Genomic DNA, 14138 nt, shown 5'->3' with positions numbered 1-14138 from the left:
CGCCGGAAGGCCGGTCAGGCCTTGCCATGACGAGAACGTCATGCGGAAAATCATACGGGAGGATATGTCATGACTGATCACAATCCGGGCTTTTCGACGCTCGCCATCCATGCGGGGGCAAAGCCCGATCCGGCAACGGGCGCCCGCGCCACGCCAATTTACCAGACCACCTCCTTCGTGTTCGAAAATGCCGATCATGCCGCCGCCCTGTTCGGCCTGCAGCAGTTCGGCAACATCTATACCCGCATCATGAACCCGACTCAGGCCGTTCTGGAGGAGAAGGTGGCGGCGCTTGAAGGCGGCACGGCGGCGCTTGCGGTTGCCTCCGGTCACGCGGCACAGATGCTGGTCTTCCACACCATCATGCAGCCGGGCGCCAATTTCGTCGCGGCCAGGCGGCTTTATGGCGGCTCCATCAACCAGTTCGGCCATGCCTTCAAGAATTTCGGCTGGGAGGTGCGCTGGGCCGATCCCGCCGATCCCGCAAGCTTTGCTGCTGCGGTTGATGAAAATACCCGCGGCTTCTTCATCGAAAGTCTTGCCAATCCGGGCGGCACCTTCGTCGATATCGCCGCGATTGCCGAGGTGGCGCAGGCGCATGGCCTGCCCCTCATCGTCGACAACACCATGGCGAGCCCCTATCTGGTACGGCCGCTCGAACATGGGGCCGATATCGTCGTCCACTCGCTGACAAAATTCCTCGGCGGTCACGGCAATTCCATGGGCGGCATCATCGTTGATGGCGGCACCTTCGACTGGTCGGCCTCCGGCAAATATCCGATGCTGTCGGAACCGCGCCCGGAATATGCCGGCGTGGTGCTGCACCAGACGTTTGGCAATTTCGCGTTTGCCATCGCATGCCGCGTGCTTGGGCTTCGCGATCTCGGTCCGGCCATTTCGCCCTTCAACGCCTTCATGATCCTGACCGGCATCGAGACGCTGTCCCTGCGCATGCAGCGCCATTGCGACAATGCGGCTGCGGTCGCCGCCTGGCTGAAGGCGCATGACAAGGTGTCCTGGGTCAATTATGCCGGCCTTGCGGACGATCCCAACCATGCCCTGCAGCAGCGCTATTCGCCCTCAGGCGCCGGCGCCGTCTTCACCTTCGGCCTGAAGGGCGGTTACGAGGCGGGCAAGAATTTCGTCGAAGGGCTGAAACTCTTCTCGCATCTGGCCAATATCGGCGACACCCGCTCGCTCGTCATCCATCCGGCCTCGACTACCCATCGCCAGCTGACGCCGGAACAGCAGGTGGCGGCCGGTGCCGGGCCGGACGTGGTGCGCCTGTCGGTCGGTATCGAGGATGTCGCCGATATCATCGCCGATCTGGAACAGTCGCTGGCGAAGGTCTAAGAGACGGGGGGAGGTGGCGCGCGCGGCGCCGCCCCCCTCACCGGAGCCTGCCGATGTCCCGTTTTCTCTCCTTCGACCTGTCCGCCATCACCCCGGAAGAGGGCGCGCCAGCACCGGACCGCCTGATCTCCGGCGATCCGCGTTTCACCACCTGGAACATCGAGGAGGCGCAAGGCGGCCTCTATGCCGGCGTCTGGCAGTCGACGCCCGGAAAATGGCGGATCGCCTACGACGAATGGGAGTATTTCCACATCCTCGAGGGGTATTCCATCGTGACGGAGGAGGGCGGCACGCCGATCCATCTCAAGGCCGGCGACCGCCTCATCCTGCGTCCCGGTTTCCGGGGCACCTGGGAAGTGGTGGAAACCACGCGCAAGGACTATGTGATCCGGCTTTAAGGCGCGATATCGCCTATACGCACGCCAGCACGCCATTCGCCTGCGCGGCGGCGGCCAAGGCCCTGTCGAAAGTCGCAAGCTGCCCGTCGACCCGGAGCGCGAGTTCGAGATAGGCCGCGTCGTAGATGGTGAGGGTGTGGCGGGCGCTCAGCCACATGATGTGATCCCACCCCTCCATGGAGGCCGTGACGATCGGCAGGCTCGCCAACGTTTCCAGCGCCTTGACGATTCCAACCGGACCGAGCCTGCCCCGCTTTTCGCAGATCCGCAAAATGTTGCGGACCTCGTATTGCCATATGGCCGGTACGGCTGCGCCCTGGCGTAGGGTTTTCGTGAACCATGCCTGTCCGCCCGCGCTCTGCTCGTCAGGAAGAAGCCAGGAGGCGGTGATGGATGCGTCGATGACCAGCGTCATCAACGATCATGCCCTTCGTGGCGGTAGCTCATCAGTTCTTCGAGCGTGACACCCTGAATCGAACTGCGCAGCTCCGCCAGATCGCGCTGCAGCGCCTCGATATCCACGGGGCGTCGCGGCGCCGGCGCGGCCTTCAGCTCCACCACGGTCTTCCCGTCTTCGGTCAGCACGATGGTCTCGCCGTCGCGTGCAAGCGCGATCAGTTCATCGAACTGTTCCCGGGCCTCTGCAATCGAAACATGGCGCATGTCTCTTCTCCGCTGTGGATGGCGGCAGAATACATGCAAAGCGCAGAGCTGGCAAAATGTGGCGCTGTGTCACCAGGCGAGATCGAGCCGCTCCAGTCCGTGGAAATGGTAGACGTCCTTCACAACAGGTGTCCCGGCCATCCGCAGCCCCGGCAACCTCTTGAAGAGAAGCGGCAGCACGATGTTGAGTTCGAGCCGGGCCAGTGGCGCGCCGATGCAGAAATGGATACCGGCTCCGAAGGAAAGATTGGCGGCTTCGTTGCGCTCTGGCTTGAAGATCAGCGGTTCCGGGAACTTGCCCGGATCGAGATTGGCGGCGGCAAGGATGAGGCTCACCTTGTCGCCGCGCCTGAACGGCACGCCATCCACCTCGACATCTTCGAGCGCCCAGCGCTGGAAGATGTGCACGGGCGCGCAGATGCGCAGGGTTTCCTCCACCGTGCGTTCGGTGGCGGCGGCATCGGCAAACATCGCCTGCGGATCGAGGCCGCTTTCGAGGATCACCCGCACGGAATTGCCGATCTGGTGCACCGTCGCCTCGTGGCCGGCATTGAGCAGCACGATGGTGGTGGAGATCAGTTCCTCCTCGGACAGGAACTGGCCCTTGTGCTCGGTGTGGATCATGTGGCTCAGGAGGTCGTCGCGCGGGTTTGCGCGGCGCTCGGCGATCACCGTCTTCACATAGTCCGCAAATTCCTTCGCGGAGCGGTCGGCGGCGTCCTCGTCGGCGCGGGAGCGCTTGAACATGTACATGCCGACATAGTCGTGGCTCCATCTGAGAAGCTGCGGCCCCATCTCCTCGGGAATGCCGATCATGCGGGCGATCATCGTCACCGGAATGATGTCGGCGAAGGTCGAAAGCAGTTCGGTTCGTCCGTCCCGTTCGAAACCGTCGATCAGCCGGTTGGCGAGGTCGGCAATCTCGCCACTCATCTTCTCCACATGGCGCGAGACGAAGGCGCGGTTGACGAGGGTGCGCAGGCGGGTGTGTTCCGGCGGCTCGATTTCCAGCAGCGAGTGGCGTTCGGCGAGATCGAAGTTGGCGGTATGGGCGGCGGGCTCGGGAAGGCCCAGCTCTTCGCGGCTGGCGATATGCAGGATCTGCCGGCCGAAACGACGGTCACGCAGAAGCGCGTTCACATGGTCGTAGCCGCAGAAGAACCACTGCTTCTGCTCCCGCCAGTAGAAGGTCGGGCAGGCTGCATGCAGCGCGGCGTAGGTCCGGTTCGGATCGCCGTAGAAGGCGGGATTGCGGGCGTCCAGCGAGACCGTGCGGGTGGAGGGATCAATCGTGAGGAAATCAGGCAGCTGTGTCATGCCCGATTGGGTAGGATATCTTGCGCGCCAAGAAAAGCGGGTTTTGACATCCGTCCCTGTGACCTGCCGTCGCCGGCGTGCTGCACCTTCACCGGTCGTCAGGCCGAAAGCGGCGGCAGGGGCGGAAGCGGAAAGGAGGTAACGCTGGTGTCCTGGCCGGACGTTTGTGGCGGCTCTTCGCGCGGCTGGCCGTCACTGACGCGGTAGCTCGCCTTGCCGTCGTGCAGCACGGTTGCATTGCGGCCCGCAGCCTTGGCGGCATAAAGTGCGCGGTCGGCATTCGACAGCATATCGTCCACCTCCGCATCGAGGATCGAGGAGACGGTCACGCCGCAGCTGACGGTGGCGATGATAATCCGGTCTGTGCCTGCAAGGCCGATCCGCTGGCGCATCAGCGACAGGCGGATGGCCTCGATGATGCCGACGGCTTCCGCCGGGCTTGCCACATGCAGCAGGCAGGCGAATTCTTCGCCGCCGATGCGGCCGAAGATGCCGCGCGTGCCGATGCATTCGATGGACGAGCGGCAGAAGGCGATGAGCACCGCATCGCCGCCCTTGTGGCCATAGCGATCGTTGATGCGCTTGAAGTGATCGAGGTCGAAGACGGCCAGCGCCAGCATCAGCTTTCCGGCCGGGGGACGGGCGCGCATGGCCTGGACCTGTTCCAGAAAGCCACGCCGGTTCAGCACGCCGGTCAGCGGATCGGTGACGATCAGCTGCTGTAACCGACGCTCCGTGCGGGACATCAGAAGATGCGCACCAAATAATATTCCGGACACCAGACAGAATATGTTGATGACCGTATAGAAAAAACCGTTGGGGATTTCGCTGAACGTTTCCGGCCTGACGAACAGGCAGGCGATGCCGGTATAGATCATCAGCAGGCTCTGGACGAGTGCGATGCACGCAAACACCAGACGCCCGTTGCGCGGCGGCAGCTTTGGTTCCGCCAGCACATAGGCAATCATACCATAGCCGAGAGCGGAGATGCACTGGAACAGGAAGACGCGCATCCAGAAGGTGGACGCGAAGAAGGGAAAATGCATGCCGATCAACCAGATCGTCACGGGCGTCAGCAGCCAGACGGTGAACTTGCGGTCGTCGTAATGGCGCACGCCGGCTGCCCAGCAGGATAGCGCCAGCGCCTGAAAGCCGTTGCCGACAACGATCGACAGGTAATCCGGAATCTCGCCGCGCAACCCCACCAGCGCTGCACCGAGCGCATTGGCGGCAAATCCCAGCGACCACGCCAGCACGACCGTCTGGCGGCGATCGTTGGCCCACATGGCCAGCAGCAATACTGAAAGCGTTGCCGCCTCTACCGCCCAGAGTAGCAGTGCCGTCTTCAGCACGTTGTCAGATCTCCGAATTATGCTTTGGAAGCAGTAGCACGGCTGCAACCATATAAAGAAGCCCTTATCATAAAAATCGGATTTTGCTCCGTTTGCGAATTGTTAGCTTCATGCGGCACGGATTAAGGATATCCTCCGGGCCGTCTTGAAGTACGGGGCCGCAACACTCTATGTAGGGAGTTGACCGATTTGTAGACGATTCCTGGCGCGGCAACGCCGTCGGGCGCCCGATGAAACAAAGGAACACCATGAGAAATCCCGTTGATACCGCCATGGCCCTGGTGCCGATGGTTGTGGAGCAGACCAATCGCGGCGAGCGGTCCTACGACATCTACTCGCGCCTTCTGAAGGAGCGTATCATTTTCCTCACCGGTCCGGTGGAAGATCATATGGCCTCGCTCGTCTGCGCGCAGCTGCTCTTCCTCGAGGCCGAGAACCCGAAGAAGGAAATCGCGCTCTACATCAATTCGCCGGGCGGCGTCGTGACCGCCGGCATGTCGATCTACGACACCATGCAGTTCATCAAGCCTGCGGTGTCGACGCTGTGCATCGGCCAGGCTGCCTCGATGGGTTCGCTGCTGCTGGCCGCTGGCGAGAAGGGCATGCGTTTTGCCATGCCGAACTCGCGCATCATGGTCCATCAGCCGTCTGGCGGTTTCCAGGGTCAGGCGTCGGATATCGAGCGTCATGCTCGTGACATATTGAAGATGAAAAAACGCCTGAACGACGTTTACGTGAAGCACACCGGTCGCACCTACGAGGAAGTTGAAAAGACCCTCGACCGCGACCACTTCATGGATTGCGACGAGGCGCTGGCATGGGGCGTGGTCGACAAGGTCCTGACCTCGCGTCTGGAACTGGAAGGCGGCTCCGCCTGATGATGCGGAGCAACATGCCTGCCGTCACCCCGTTGTGACCGAGAACGGGGCTTTCATCTGGCGGGCAACGCGCTAATAGTTCATATTAAGGCTGTGTTGAATTATTATGACATAGCATTCGGTCGAAACGGGGTTTCGTTGCCACCGGATCGGGGACGGGTAACATCCCACCGGTAGAGTATCCCCGGTAGCGAAGCGGGCAGGTGTCCGGAAGGACCCTGCCAGCCGGCAAGAGAAGGATCCGCGCCTGGGTGACGGGCGAGCGGTGTGCTGGAAGGGAAGTGATATGAGCAAAGTCAGCGGCAGCAACGGCAGCGACTCCAAGAATACGTTGTATTGTTCGTTCTGCGGCAAGAGCCAGCACGAAGTCCGCAAGCTGATTGCCGGACCGACGGTGTTCATCTGCGATGAATGCGTCGAATTGTGCATGGACATCATCCGCGAGGAGAACAAGAGCTCCATGATGAAGTCGTCCCGCGATGGCGTTCCCACGCCGCAGGACATCATCAAGGTGCTGGATGAATATGTCATCGGCCAGAAGCAGGCGAAGAAGATCCTCTCCGTCGCCGTGCACAACCATTACAAGCGTCTCGCCCACGCCTCCAAGAACAGCGATGTCGAGCTGGCAAAGTCGAACATCATGCTGGTTGGCCCGACGGGCTGCGGCAAGACCTATCTGGCGCAGACGCTGGCGCGCATCATCGATGTGCCCTTCACGATGGCCGATGCCACCACGCTGACGGAAGCCGGCTATGTCGGCGAGGATGTGGAAAACATCATCCTGAAGCTCCTGCAGGCCGCCGACTACAATGTCGAGCGTGCGCAGCGCGGCATCGTCTATATCGACGAAGTCGACAAGATCAGCCGCAAGTCCGACAACCCGTCGATCACGCGTGACGTGTCGGGCGAGGGCGTGCAGCAGGCGCTTCTGAAGATCATGGAAGGCACGGTTGCTTCCGTTCCGCCGCAGGGCGGCCGCAAGCATCCGCAGCAGGAATTCCTGCAGGTGGATACCACGAACATCCTGTTCATCTGCGGCGGCGCCTTCGCCGGTCTCGACAAGATCATCTCGGCGCGCGGCGAGAAGACCTCGATCGGCTTTGCCGCTACCGTCAAGGCGCAGGACGACCGCCGCGTCGGCGAGGTGCTGCGCGAGCTTGAGCCGGAAGATCTGGTGAAGTTCGGCCTCATCCCGGAATTCATCGGCCGTCTGCCGGTGCTCGCCACCCTGGAGGATCTCGACGAGGCAGCCCTCATCCAGATCCTGTCGGAGCCGAAGAACGCGCTCGTCAAGCAGTACCAGCGCCTGTTCGAGATGGAGGAAGTGGAACTGACCTTCCACGAGGACGCGCTCCGCGAGATCGCCAAGAAGGCGATCATCCGCAAGACCGGCGCCCGCGGGCTGCGCTCGATCATGGAAAAGATCCTGCTCGACACCATGTTCGAACTGCCGGCGCTGGAAGGTGTGCGCGAAGTGGTGATTTCGGAAGAGGTCGTGCGCGGCACGGCCCGCCCGCTCTACATCTATGCGGATCGCCAGGAGGAAAAGGCCAACGTGTCGGCCTGATCCAAAGCCTTTCGGACAAGGGAGCCGCGGTTCCCCTGTCCCCTGTTTGGACGGGGTTTTTGCAATCCTGTCCTGAACGGCTGGACCGGTCTCCGCAGGACGGAGCCGGTCTTTTCGCCCTCTGGGTGCCCGGCGGTGCCGGCGCGATGATCCGGGCGGCATGACGGCGTCCAGTCACGCGTAAGCAATCCGCGTTAAGTCTCTGGCCTTGGGCCGCATCTGTCCGGCGTTGGCGTGCGCAAGGCTTGAAAACCCCATTCAAAACCTCCACGTTGGGGAGGACAGAAAGACCCGGATCGATTTCGGGCCGTCTCCCGCAAGCGGGACGAGTGAAAGGAAATGACATGACGAATACAGCGTCTGCGGCACCTGGCGGTGATACCTATCCGGTTCTGCCCCTGCGCGACATTGTGGTCTTCCCCCACATGATCGTGCCCCTGTTCGTCGGCCGCGAAAAATCCATTCGCGCCCTGGAGGAAGTCATGGGCTCCGACAGGCAGATCATGCTTGTCACCCAGATCAATGCCGGCGACGACGATCCGGCGCCGTCCGCCATCCACAAGGTCGGCACGGTGGCCAATGTCCTGCAGCTTCTGAAGCTGCCCGATGGCACGGTGAAGGTTCTGGTCGAAGGCCGCGCCCGCGCCAAGATCGATACCTACACGTCGCGCGAGGATTTCTATGAGGCGACCGCGAAGGTCCTCGCCGAGCCGGAAGAGGATTCCGTCGAGGTGGAGGCGCTGGCCCGCTCCGTCGTCTCGGAATTCGAGAACTATGTGAAGCTCAACAAGAAGATTTCGCCGGAAGTGGTGGGCGCCGCCAGCCAGATCGACGACTATTCCAAGCTTGCCGATACGGTTGCCTCGCATCTCTCCATCAAGATCACCGAGAAGCAGGCGATGCTCGAAACGGTGAGCGTGAAGATGCGCCTCGAAAAGGCGCTCGGCTTCATGGAAGGCGAAATTTCCGTCCTGCAGGTGGAAAAGCGCATCCGCTCGCGCGTCAAGCGCCAGATGGAGAAGACCCAGCGCGAATACTATCTGAACGAGCAGATGAAGGCGATCCAGAAGGAACTCGGCGAGGGCGAGGACGGCCGCGACGAGATGGCCGAACTGGAAGACCGCATCTCCAAGACGAAGCTGACCAAGGAAGCCCGCGAAAAGGCCGAGGCGGAACTGAAGAAGCTGAAGCAGATGAGCCCCATGTCGGCGGAAGCCACCGTGGTGCGCAACTATCTCGACTGGCTGCTCACCATTCCGTGGAACAAGAAGTCCAAGATCAAGGCCGACCTCAACAATGCCGAAAAGATCCTCGAGCAGGATCACTACGGCCTGGACAAGGTCAAGGAACGCATCGTCGAATATCTCGCGGTGCAGGCGCGCGCCACCAAGATCAAGGGCCCGATCCTGTGCCTCGTCGGCCCTCCGGGTGTCGGCAAGACCTCGCTCGCCCAGTCGATCGCGAAAGCCACCGGCCGCGAATATGTGCGCATGGCGCTCGGCGGCGTGCGTGACGAGGCCGAGATCCGCGGTCACCGCCGCACCTATATCGGTTCGATGCCCGGCAAGGTCATCCAGTCGATGAAGAAGGCGAAGCGTTCCAACCCGCTCTTCCTGCTCGATGAAATCGACAAGATGGGCATGGATTTCCGCGGCGATCCGTCCTCGGCCCTGCTCGAAGTGCTCGATCCGGCGCAGAACTCCACCTTCATGGATCACTATCTGGAAGTGGAATACGACCTGTCGGACGTGATGTTCATCACCACGGCGAACACGCTGAACATCCCGGCGCCGCTGATGGACCGCATGGAGATCATCCGCATCGCCGGTTACACGGAAGACGAGAAGCGCGAGATCGCCAAGCGGCACCTGCTGCCGAAGGCCATCAAGGAACATGCGCTGAAGCCGGAGGAATTCTCCGTCAGCGACGATGCGCTGATGGCGGTCATCCAGCAGTATACCCGCGAAGCCGGCGTGCGTAACTTCGAACGCGAACTGATGAAGCTCGCCCGCAAGGCGGTGACCGAGATCATCAAGGGCAAGACCAAGACGGTGGAGGTCACGGCCGCCAACATCCACGATTATCTCGGTGTTCCGCGCTTCCGCCACGGCGAGGCCGAGCGCGAGGATCAGGTGGGGGTCGTCACGGGCCTGGCCTGGACGGAAGTCGGCGGTGAACTGCTCACCATCGAAGGCGTCATGATGCCCGGCAAGGGCCGCATGACCGTCACCGGCAACCTGAAGGAGGTCATGAAGGAATCGATCTCGGCAGCGGCATCTTACGTCCGCTCGCGCGCCGTCGATTTCGGTATCCAGCCGCCGCTGTTCGACAAGTCGGACATCCACGTGCATGTGCCGGAAGGGGCAACCCCGAAGGACGGCCCGTCGGCCGGTATTGCCATGGCCACGGCCATCGTCTCCATCATGACCGGCATTCCGGTCTCCAAGGATGTGGCGATGACGGGCGAGGTGACGCTGCGCGGCCGCGTGCTGCCGATCGGCGGCCTGAAGGAAAAGCTGCTGGCTGCTCTGCGGGGCGGCATCAAGAAGGTTCTGATCCCGGAAGAGAATGCCAAGGACCTGGCGGACATTCCGGACAACGTGAAGAACAACATGGAGATCATCCCGGTCTCGCTGATGTCGGAAGTGCTGCAGCATGCGCTGACGCGCCAGCCGGAACCCATCGAATGGGACGGCACGGTGGAAACGCCGGTCATTGCGACCGTGGAAGGCGTCGATGATGCCGGGGCCTCTCTGGCCCACTGAATGATGACAGCCTGTGTTGTATCCACAGGCCGAAAGCAAAAAGGCCGGCGTTTTGCCGGCCTTTTTTGTGAAAACTCGCTAAAGCCCCTTGTTTTTCAGGCGATCGCGGCGCTTTTGAGTGTCCGAAGGGGTCGTCGAAATCAGAGTCGCCCCCGACAGATCCATGTATGTGAAACCATTGAAAGGGGTGGAAACATGAACAAGAACGAGCTGGTCGCCGCAGTGGCTGAAAAGGCTGGTCTCTCCAAGGCTGATGCAGCTTCGGCTGTCGACGCCGTGTTCGAGACCGTTCAGTCGGAACTGAAGAACGGTGGCGACATCCGTCTTGCCGGTTTCGGCAGCTTCTCCGTATCCCGCCGCGAAGCTTCGAAGGGCCGCAACCCGTCGACCGGCGCTGAAGTCGATATTCCGGCTCGCAACGTTCCGAAGTTCTCCGCCGGCAAGGGCCTCAAGGATGCCGTCAACAGCTGATTGCTGTGACGAAGACAAGGCCACGCCGCGCTGCGGCGTGACGGTTCAGGGCCCGGCGGCAGCGTCGGGCCTTTTCTCGTTTTGGCCACCCGCCTTCGGATTTGAAGATGTGCCGTTGGCGCTTGCCATTCCCCGCCCGCTGCCCTAACCATGGGCATGCCGGTTTTTCCGGCAGCGTTCTCGGGGCGGGGTGAAAATCCCCACCGGCGGTAGGCAACCCGGAAAGGGGTCGCAAGCCCGCAAGCGCCCGTGCCGATCTGTCGGCGTGGGGTCAGCAGATCCGGTCGAACTCCGGAGCCGACGGTTACAGTCCGGATGGAAGAGAGCGGGGAAGGGCGTCATCGTCGGATGCGCGCCTGTGTCTTGCCGTTTCCGCGGCAGGCGTTGCAATGCCGTTTGGCCTGGCTATCCCCGTCGTCCTGATCGCGTCAGAGGGTCGGACAGAAAAGGGAATGGCATGAACAGTTCGAAAGCCGCATCACTGATCCGCTCGCGGGCCGTTGTGGGCGCCGTCTACATGGTGCTGGCAGGCATCACCTTCGCCCTGGTCAATGTCGCGACCCAGCGGCTGGCCATGACGCTTGCCTTTCCGGCGGCCTCCACGGCCTTCTGGCAATATGGCTTTGCGCTCGTCATCTCGCTGCCGCTTTTGCGCCGTCTCGGCCTGTCTGCCATGCGCACCCGCTATCCGGGGCGGCATGTGGTGCGGGTCGCGCTCGCGGCACTCGGCGTTCAGGCCTGGATTACGGGGCTTGCCACCGTGCCGATCTGGCAGGCGATTGCGCTCGTCATGACCTCGCCCTTCTTCGTCATTGTCGGGGCGCGGCTGTTCCTCGGCGAGACAGTCGGCCTGCACCGGTGGCTGGCAACGCTGACGGGCTTCGTCGGGGCGATGATCATCCTGCAGCCGTGGTCGGACACGTTTTCTGCGGCGGCGCTGCTTCCGGTGCTCTCGGCCCTGCTCTGGGGCGGTTCCTCGCTGATCATGAAGGACCTGACGCATCACGAGGCACCGGAAACCGTGACCGTCTGGCTGCTGGTGCTGCTGACGCCGATCAATGCAGGCCTGGCACTGGCGGAAGGCTTTGTCCTGCCGTCCGGCGCAGCACTCTGGCTGCTGCTTGCTGCAGGCCTGTTGACGGCGCTGGGGCAATATCTGCTGACGCTCGCCTACAACGCGGCGGATGCCGCCTATGTCCAGCCCTTCGATGATCTGAAGCTGCCGCTCAACGTGATCGCCGGCTGGCTGGTCTTCGGCTATGCGCCGAGCGGCTATCTCTGGCTCGGCGCACTGCTGATTCTCTCCGCATCGCTGGCGCTGATGCTGAAGGAGGCGCGGGCGGGGGACGCCGGCGCCTGAGGCAGGCCAGACCTTCGCAAGCCATCGGGAATGTCGCCTTCGCAGCCCCGGTCCGCAAAAGCCGGGCCGCATGAGGTTGCAATGGCGGCGGGAATGCTTTTCTATCCGCCGCCACGACAGAGGGAGACAGACCTGACATGCATTACCTTCTCACGGGAACCGCGGGCTTTATCGGCTTTCACCTTGCCCGCCGTCTGCTGGAGGAGGGGCATCGGGTCACCGGCTTTGACGGGATGACGCCCTATTACAATCTGCGCCTCAAGGAAGCCCGCCACGCGGCGCTGGCGCAGTTTCCCGCCTTCCGCCCTGTCATCGGCATGCTGGAGGACCAGCGCGTGCTGGAGAGCACGCTGGAGCAGGGCGTGCCGGACGTGATCATCCACCTCGCGGCGCAGGCGGGTGTGCGCTACAGCCTGGAAAATCCCAAAGCCTATCTCGATTCGAACCTCGTCGGATCCTGGAACGTGCTGGAACTGGCAAAAAACGCCGGTGTCAGCCACCTGATGCTCGCCTCCACCTCATCCGTCTACGGCGCCAATGACAAGATTCCCTTTGGCGAAAGCGACAAGGCGGATGAGCCGCTCACCTTTTATGCCGCCAGCAAGAAGGCGATGGAGTTGATGGCGCACAGCTATTCGCATCTCTACCGCCTGCCGACCACCGCCTTCCGTTTCTTCACCGTCTACGGCCCCTGGGGCCGGCCGGACATGGCGCTCTTCAAATTCGTCAAGGCGATGCTGGAGGACGAGGAGATCGAGATCTATGGCGAGGGCCTGATGAGTCGCGATTTCACCTATATCGACGATCTCGTCTCGGGAATCATTGCGCTCTCGCGTATCGCGCCGAACGAATCGAATCGCGTTACCGCCGCCGGTGTCTGCGATACGCTGTCCCATCAGGCGCCGTTCCGCGTCGTCAATATCGGCGGCGGCCAGCCCGTCGGTCTCATGGATTTCGTGAAAACCATCGAAAAGGTGCTGGGCAAGCCCGCGCGCCGGAAAATGCTGCCCATGCAGCAGGGCGATGTGCCACGCACCTATGCCAGCCCCGATCTCCTGATGGCATTGACGGGGCGGAAGCCTGAAATCGGGCTGGAAGAGGGCGTCAGCGCCTTCATCGACTGGTATGTCGATCATCGCGCTGCGCTGCAGCTGTGAGGCGTCGCAGCGCCCCGTCGTGTCACGACAGGGATGTGTTCTGTGGAATGCGCCGGTTAAATGGAACGGTCACGTGTTCTCGTGACAGCAACGTGACGTCAATCTGCCGCCCGACCCCGTTCTAAAGATAACGGCGGTCGCGTTCCGATGGCGCTTGTGCCAGAGGCTGAATTGCGTGTCCAGAACTTGTTGGGGAGGCGTCTCCGCCGTCCCGGCAATCGCTCTGCAGGCCACCCCGTTTAAGGATTGCTTCTCTCCTCAGCGAGCCTTGGCCGAGCAAGCGGTGAGCGGATGAGGGGCGTCGGGACCTACCCGTCACAGACACCAGCTGGACAGACAATATACGGGCCACTCGCCGCATCGCGCACTTGAAGCGCCCGAGCGCCAAAGACCAAGGAGCGAAGAAAACAATTATATAGAGGAAAATGGTGGGCGATGAGAGACTCGAACTCCCGACATCCTCGGTGTAAACGAGGCGCTCTACCAACTGAGCTAATCGCCCGTCCGCTGTGCGGTTCGTGTCCGCCGCGTCGGTGGCCGTGATCTATGCGGATCGCGGGAATGACGCAAGAGGGTTTGTGAAGTTTTTTTGATTTTTTTTGTCGTCCGAAGCAAGGCGGATGGTGAAAAGCCCTGCGGTTCCGGCCATTTGAGTGAATACGAAAATAGATCCGTCCACAGCATGCCTTGGGTGCCTCGAGGGGTCTCTCCAAGAAAGCGCATGACGTCACGGTTTTGTCGTGAAACCTGCTTGACACCCCGGGATGAACCCCTTAGAGAGCCGCTCATCGACTGGCGCTGCCGGTCGGCGGGAAGACTTCTTCCTTCCCTGGAAACGATGCGCGGGTGTAGCTCAG

General features: G+C 61.9%; 12 protein-coding genes, 1 tRNA gene and 1 riboswitch. Of the genes, 8 read left to right on the top strand and 5 right to left on the bottom strand.

What is annotated here, in order from left to right; all coding sequences use genetic code 11:
• The first annotated feature begins 69 nt into the window (after positions 1–69).
• Both FNA46_RS12210 and FNA46_RS12205 read left to right on the top strand, forming a co-directional pair.
• Positions 70–1353, top strand: a complete 1284-nt coding sequence (locus tag FNA46_RS12210; RefSeq protein ID WP_143125482.1) for an O-acetylhomoserine aminocarboxypropyltransferase — start codon at positions 70–72, stop codon at positions 1351–1353.
• A 53-nt stretch (positions 1354–1406) separates the two neighbouring features.
• Positions 1407–1751: a cupin domain-containing protein gene (locus FNA46_RS12205; RefSeq protein ID WP_143125481.1), complete on the top strand. Its 345-nt coding sequence runs from the start codon at positions 1407–1409 to the stop codon at positions 1749–1751.
• A 13-nt stretch (positions 1752–1764) separates the two neighbouring features.
• Here FNA46_RS12205 and FNA46_RS12200 read toward each other — a convergent pair whose 3' ends face one another.
• The 4 genes from FNA46_RS12200 to FNA46_RS12185 form a co-directional block, all read right to left on the bottom strand.
• Complete coding sequence (locus FNA46_RS12200; protein ID WP_143125480.1) at positions 1765–2166, bottom strand: type II toxin-antitoxin system VapC family toxin; 402 nt, start codon at positions 2164–2166, stop codon at positions 1765–1767.
• Positions 2166–2414, bottom strand: coding sequence for a type II toxin-antitoxin system Phd/YefM family antitoxin (locus FNA46_RS12195; protein WP_143125479.1), 249 nt, complete (start codon positions 2412–2414; stop codon positions 2166–2168). The genes FNA46_RS12200 and FNA46_RS12195 overlap by 1 nt, the downstream gene beginning before the upstream one ends.
• 69 nt (positions 2415–2483) lie before the next feature.
• Entirely contained in the window at positions 2484–3731 is a 1248-nt protein-coding gene (locus FNA46_RS12190; protein ID WP_143125478.1) for a cytochrome P450, read from the bottom strand.
• Between the two features lie 98 nt (positions 3732–3829).
• Positions 3830–5083, bottom strand: a complete 1254-nt coding sequence (locus FNA46_RS12185; RefSeq protein WP_143125477.1) for a GGDEF domain-containing protein — start codon at positions 5081–5083, stop codon at positions 3830–3832.
• A 248-nt stretch (positions 5084–5331) separates the two neighbouring features.
• Here FNA46_RS12185 and clpP point away from each other — a divergent pair, with 248 nt between their 5' ends.
• From clpP to FNA46_RS12155, 6 genes are all read left to right on the top strand, one after another.
• The gene (gene clpP / locus FNA46_RS12180; protein ID WP_143125476.1) at positions 5332–5961 is read left to right on the top strand and encodes an ATP-dependent Clp endopeptidase proteolytic subunit ClpP; all 630 of its coding nucleotides are present in this window, start codon (positions 5332–5334) and stop codon (positions 5959–5961) included.
• A 286-nt stretch (positions 5962–6247) separates the two neighbouring features.
• Positions 6248–7528 (top strand): ATP-dependent Clp protease ATP-binding subunit ClpX, encoded by a 1281-nt coding sequence (gene clpX, locus FNA46_RS12175; RefSeq protein ID WP_143125475.1) that lies wholly within the window; start codon positions 6248–6250, stop codon positions 7526–7528.
• Between the two features lie 344 nt (positions 7529–7872).
• Positions 7873–10293 carry an endopeptidase La gene (gene lon, locus FNA46_RS12170; protein WP_143125474.1) on the top strand — a complete coding sequence of 807 codons (2421 nt, stop codon included), beginning with the start codon at positions 7873–7875 and terminating at the stop codon, positions 10291–10293.
• Positions 10294–10764: an HU family DNA-binding protein gene (locus FNA46_RS26705; RefSeq protein ID WP_483923585.1), complete on the top strand. Its 471-nt coding sequence runs from the start codon at positions 10294–10296 to the stop codon at positions 10762–10764.
• 172 nt (positions 10765–10936) lie between these two features.
• Positions 10937–11095, top strand: a riboswitch (FMN riboswitch).
• Between the two features lie 126 nt (positions 11096–11221).
• The gene (locus FNA46_RS12160; RefSeq protein ID WP_143125472.1) at positions 11222–12124 is read left to right on the top strand and encodes a DMT family transporter; all 903 of its coding nucleotides are present in this window, start codon (positions 11222–11224) and stop codon (positions 12122–12124) included.
• 137 nt (positions 12125–12261) lie between these two features.
• Positions 12262–13281 carry an NAD-dependent epimerase/dehydratase family protein gene (locus FNA46_RS12155; protein WP_143125471.1) on the top strand — a complete coding sequence of 340 codons (1020 nt, stop codon included), beginning with the start codon at positions 12262–12264 and terminating at the stop codon, positions 13279–13281.
• Positions 13282–13707: 426 nt separating this feature from the next.
• Here FNA46_RS12155 and FNA46_RS12150 read toward each other — a convergent pair.
• Positions 13708–13783: transfer RNA gene (locus FNA46_RS12150), tRNA-Val, on the bottom strand.
• Positions 13784–14138 lie beyond the last annotated feature (355 nt).

The sequence above is a fragment of the Affinirhizobium straminoryzae genome (assembly GCF_007004135.1).
GTDB classification, from domain to species: Bacteria; Pseudomonadota; Alphaproteobacteria; order Rhizobiales; family Rhizobiaceae; genus Neorhizobium; species Neorhizobium straminoryzae.
The sequence above is the reverse complement of the archived record's forward strand: the minus strand, read 5'-3'. Positions and strand labels throughout refer to the sequence as shown.